The following is a 3782-nucleotide window of genomic DNA, read 5'->3' as shown; positions in this document are numbered from 1 at the left end:
GGCTCCCGCGACCCCGAGTCGGGGGTCGACACGGGCCGCACCGCGCGGCTGCTCGCCGAACGCCTCGGCGTCCCCGTCGTCCCCGCCTACGCCTCCGCCGCCGCCCCCACCGTCCCCGACGCCGTCCGCGCCCTGGCCGCCCGGGGCCGCCACCACGTGGCCGTGGCCTCCTACTTCACGGCCCCCGGCCGCTTCGCCACGGAATGCGCGGCGGCGGCGCCGGGCATCGCCTCCGCCCCCCTCGGCACCCACCCCGCGATGGCCCACCTCCTCCTCCACCGCTACGACCGGACCGCGAGGACCCTGCCCACCGCACCTCTGGAACTGGCGCCGGCCGTCTGAGGAGGGGCGCGGGGCCGTGCCGGTGCGCGGCTCCGCCGGTCAGTCCAGGTACCCCCGCAACTGGTCCGCGAAGGCGTGGTCGCGGAGCTTGTTCAGCGTCTTGGACTCGATCTGCCGTATCCGCTCGCGGGTCACGCCGAAGAGGCGGCCTATCTCCTCCAGGGTGCGCGGACGCCCGTCGACGAGGCCGTAGCGGAGCTGGACGACCTTGCGCTCGCGTTCGCCGAGGGTGGAGAGGACCGCCTCCAGGTGCTCCCTGAGCAGCAGGAACGCGGCCGATTCGACCGGACTCGCCGCATCACCGTCCTCGATGAGGTCACCGAGCGCCACGTCCTCCTCCTCACCCACCGGCGCATGGAGGGAGACCGGCTCCTGCGCGAGCCGCAGCACCTCCCCCACCCGCTCGGCCGGCAGGTCGAGGTGCGCGGCGACCTCGCCCGGCGTCGGCTCGTACCCGCGCTCCTGGAGCATCCGCCGCTGCACCCGCACCACCCGGTTGATGAGCTCCACCACGTGCACGGGCACGCGGATGGTCCGGGCCTGGTCGGCCAGCGCACGCGACATGGCCTGGCGGATCCACCAGGTGGCGTACGTGGAGAACTTGTACCCCCGCGCGTAGTCGAACTTCTCCACCGCCCGGATCAGCCCGAGGTTCCCCTCCTGGACCAGGTCGAGCATGGTCAGCCCCCGGCCCACGTACCGCTTGGCGACGGACACGACGAGCCGCAGGTTCGCCTCGATCAGCCGCCGCTTGGCCATCCGGCCCATGACGACGAGCCGGTCCAGGTCGACGGCGAGCCGGCTGTCCAGATCGGGCGTCAGCCGCAGTTTCTCCTCGGCGAACAGCCCCGCCTCGACACGGCGGGCGAGTTCGACCTCCTCGGCGGCGGTCAGCAGCGGGATGCGCCCGATCTCGCGCAGGTACTGCCGGAACAGGTCCGAGGAGGGCCCTCCGGTCTCGGCGCGGACGGGCGCGGCCGGCTCCTCGGCGACCGGCTCCTCGACGGCCGGGGCCGACTCGGGCGGTGTACCGGGATGGTGCGCGACGCGGCTCTGCGCGGGCACGGCGACGAGGACGCCGGCGTCGGGCTGGGTGAGGATCTGGGTCTGGGTCTGCACGGGGGCGACCTCCAGGATGATCGCTGCCAGGGGGTGGGGCAGCGGTACTTCGGGAACGGAGTCGGCGGCCTCGCCGCTGTCCGTCCCGTACGCGATGAGCACAACCGCGGATGTCCGGGACCCGTCGGTGACGGATCGGCCGCGCTCCGAGGACTCAGGCACCGGGACCAGTGTGGGGTACGACACATCGTCCCCACGAGGGGCGTGCGATGACTTTTTGCGTCCGGTCGGTGACCGGCCGCTTATCCGGGCCCGTCTCCGGCCGCCCTCACAGGGCGGCCGCGCCGTGCTCCCGCAGGGCCTGGTCGTACTGCTGGAGGACCCACAACTCGTTCTGCACGGCGGCCAGTTCGCCCGGGTCGCCATGGGTGCTGAGGCGGGTGAGGCGGCTGGTGATGTCACGGATGCGGCGCTCGACCGCGCGGCGGCGGACGGTGACGAGCTGGGCGCCCGCGTAGGTCTCGTCGACCCCCTTGACGCCCCGGTGCAGCATGATCGCCTCGACGGCGAGTTCGGTGACCATGGCGCGGACGGTGTCGTCGGGGGCGGCCTCACGGACCCGGATCAGGTACTCCTGCGGGTCCTGCACGCCGTGCTCCGCGCCGCCCGCGTCCAGGATCGCCTGGCGTACGGCCGCGTAGGGCGGGGCGGTGAACTCGTCGACGCCGTACGCGTCGAAGGCCGGGGAGACCAGCTCCGGGCGCTGGAGGGCGAGCTTGAGCAGTTCGCGTTCGGTGGCGAAGACGGGGTTGCGGAGGTTGAGGGCGGGACCGCGGGGGGCGGCCTGGGCGGGGGCGTACCGCTGGTCCCCGCCGCCCCCGCGCTGCTGCTGGTCGGGGGCGGGACCCTTGCCGCCGCGCTCGCGGGCCCAGCGGGCGAGCTGGGCGACCCGCTTGACGACGAACTGGGTGTCGAGGATGCCGAGCATCCCGGCGAGCTGGACGGCGACCTCGTGCTGGGCGCCGCTGTTCTTGATCCGGGCGACGATCGGCGCGGCCTCGTCGAGGGCGGCGGCGCGGCCGGCCGGGGTGTCCAGGTCGTAGCGGACCACGATCTGGCGGAGGGCGAACTCGAAGAGCGGGGTGCGGGGTTCGGCCAGGTCGGCGACGGCCTCGTCACCCTTGGCGAGGCGCAGGTCGCAGGGGTCCATGCCGTCGGGGGCGACGGCGATGTAGGTCTCGGCGGCGAACTTCTGGTCGTCCTCGAAGGCGCGCAGGGCCGCCTTCTGGCCGGCCGCGTCGCCGTCGAAGGTGAAGATCACGCGGGCGCTGCCGTTGTCCATGAGCAGCCGGCGCAGGATCTTGATGTGGTCGCCGCCGAAGGCGGTGCCGCAGGTGGCGATGGCGGTCGTCACCCCGGCGAGGTGGCAGGCCATGACGTCGGTGTAGCCCTCGACGACGACCGCGCGGGAGGACTTCGCGATGTCCTTCTTCGCCAGGTCGATGCCGTAGAGGACCTGGGACTTCTTGTAGATCGCCGTGTCGGGGGTGTTGAGGTACTTGGGGCCGTTGTCCGCCTCGTAGAGCTTGCGGGCGCCGAAGCCGACGACGTCCCCGCCGATGTCGCGGATGGGCCACATCAGCCGGCCGCGGAAGCGGTCGATGGGGCCGCGGCGGCCCTCCTGGGCGAGTCCGGAGAGCACCAGTTCCTTGTCGCTGAAGCCCTTGCCGCGCAGGAAGCGGGTGAGGTGGTCCCAGCCCTGCGGGCTGTAGCCGACGCCGAAGTGGACGGCGGCGGCCTGGTCGAAGCCGCGGTCGGCGAGGAAGGCCCGGCCGGTGTCCGCCTCGGGGGAGGTCGCGAGCTGTTCCGCGTACCACTCGGCGGCGATCTTGTGGGCCTCGACCAGACGGATGCGCTCACCGCGCTGGTGGGTCGGGTTGTACCCGCCCTCCTCGTAGCGCAGGGTGATGCCGGCCTGCCCGGCGAGGCGCTCGACGGCCTCCGAGAAGGAGAGGTGGTCGACCTTCATCACGAACGTGATGGTGTCGCCGCCCTCCTGACAGCCGAAGCAGTGGAAGAGTCCCTTGCTCGGGCTGACCTGGAAGGACGGCGACTTCTCGTCGTGGAACGGGCAGAGCCCCTTGAGGTTCCCACCGCCCGCGTTCCGCAACTGGAGGTACTCGGACACGACGGCGTCGATCGGGACCGCGTCCCGAACCGCCTTCACGTCCTCGTCATTGATCCGTCCTGCCACGCGTGAATTCTACGGGGCCGGACCGACACCTCCGGGTGGCGCGGCGCCCCGCCAGGGGCGCGGGGCCGTGACGTGCGCGGCTCCGCCGCGCGGGCGCGGGGAACCACGACGGCGCCGCAGGCGCGCG

3 protein-coding genes are annotated in these 3782 nt (G+C 73.0%); 1 reads left to right on the top strand and 2 read right to left on the bottom strand.

Features of this window, described 5'->3' with window-relative positions; translation table 11 throughout:
- Nucleotides 1-342: CbiX/SirB N-terminal domain-containing protein (locus B7767_RS15010; RefSeq protein ID WP_306297960.1), on the top strand; the 342-nt coding region annotated here is incomplete at its 5' end.
- A gap of 39 nt (nucleotides 343-381) precedes the next feature.
- On the opposite strand, the gene B7767_RS15005 is transcribed toward B7767_RS15010, so the two are convergent.
- Both B7767_RS15005 and dnaG read right to left on the bottom strand, forming a co-directional pair.
- Nucleotides 382-1623 carry an RNA polymerase sigma factor gene (locus B7767_RS15005; protein ID WP_085572632.1) on the bottom strand — a complete coding sequence of 414 codons (1242 nt, stop codon included), beginning with the start codon at nucleotides 1621-1623 and terminating at the stop codon, nucleotides 382-384.
- A gap of 106 nt (nucleotides 1624-1729) precedes the next feature.
- A complete protein-coding gene (gene dnaG, locus B7767_RS15000) occupies nucleotides 1730-3655 on the bottom strand; it encodes a DNA primase (protein ID WP_085572631.1) in 1926 nt (641 codons plus the stop codon).
- Nucleotides 3656-3782 lie beyond the last annotated feature (127 nt).

It is taken from the genome of Streptomyces sp. 13-12-16 (assembly GCF_002114215.1).
GTDB lineage: Bacteria > Actinomycetota > Actinomycetes > Streptomycetales > Streptomycetaceae > Streptomyces.
The sequence above is the reverse complement of the archived record's forward strand: the minus strand, read 5'-3'. Positions and strand labels throughout refer to the sequence as shown.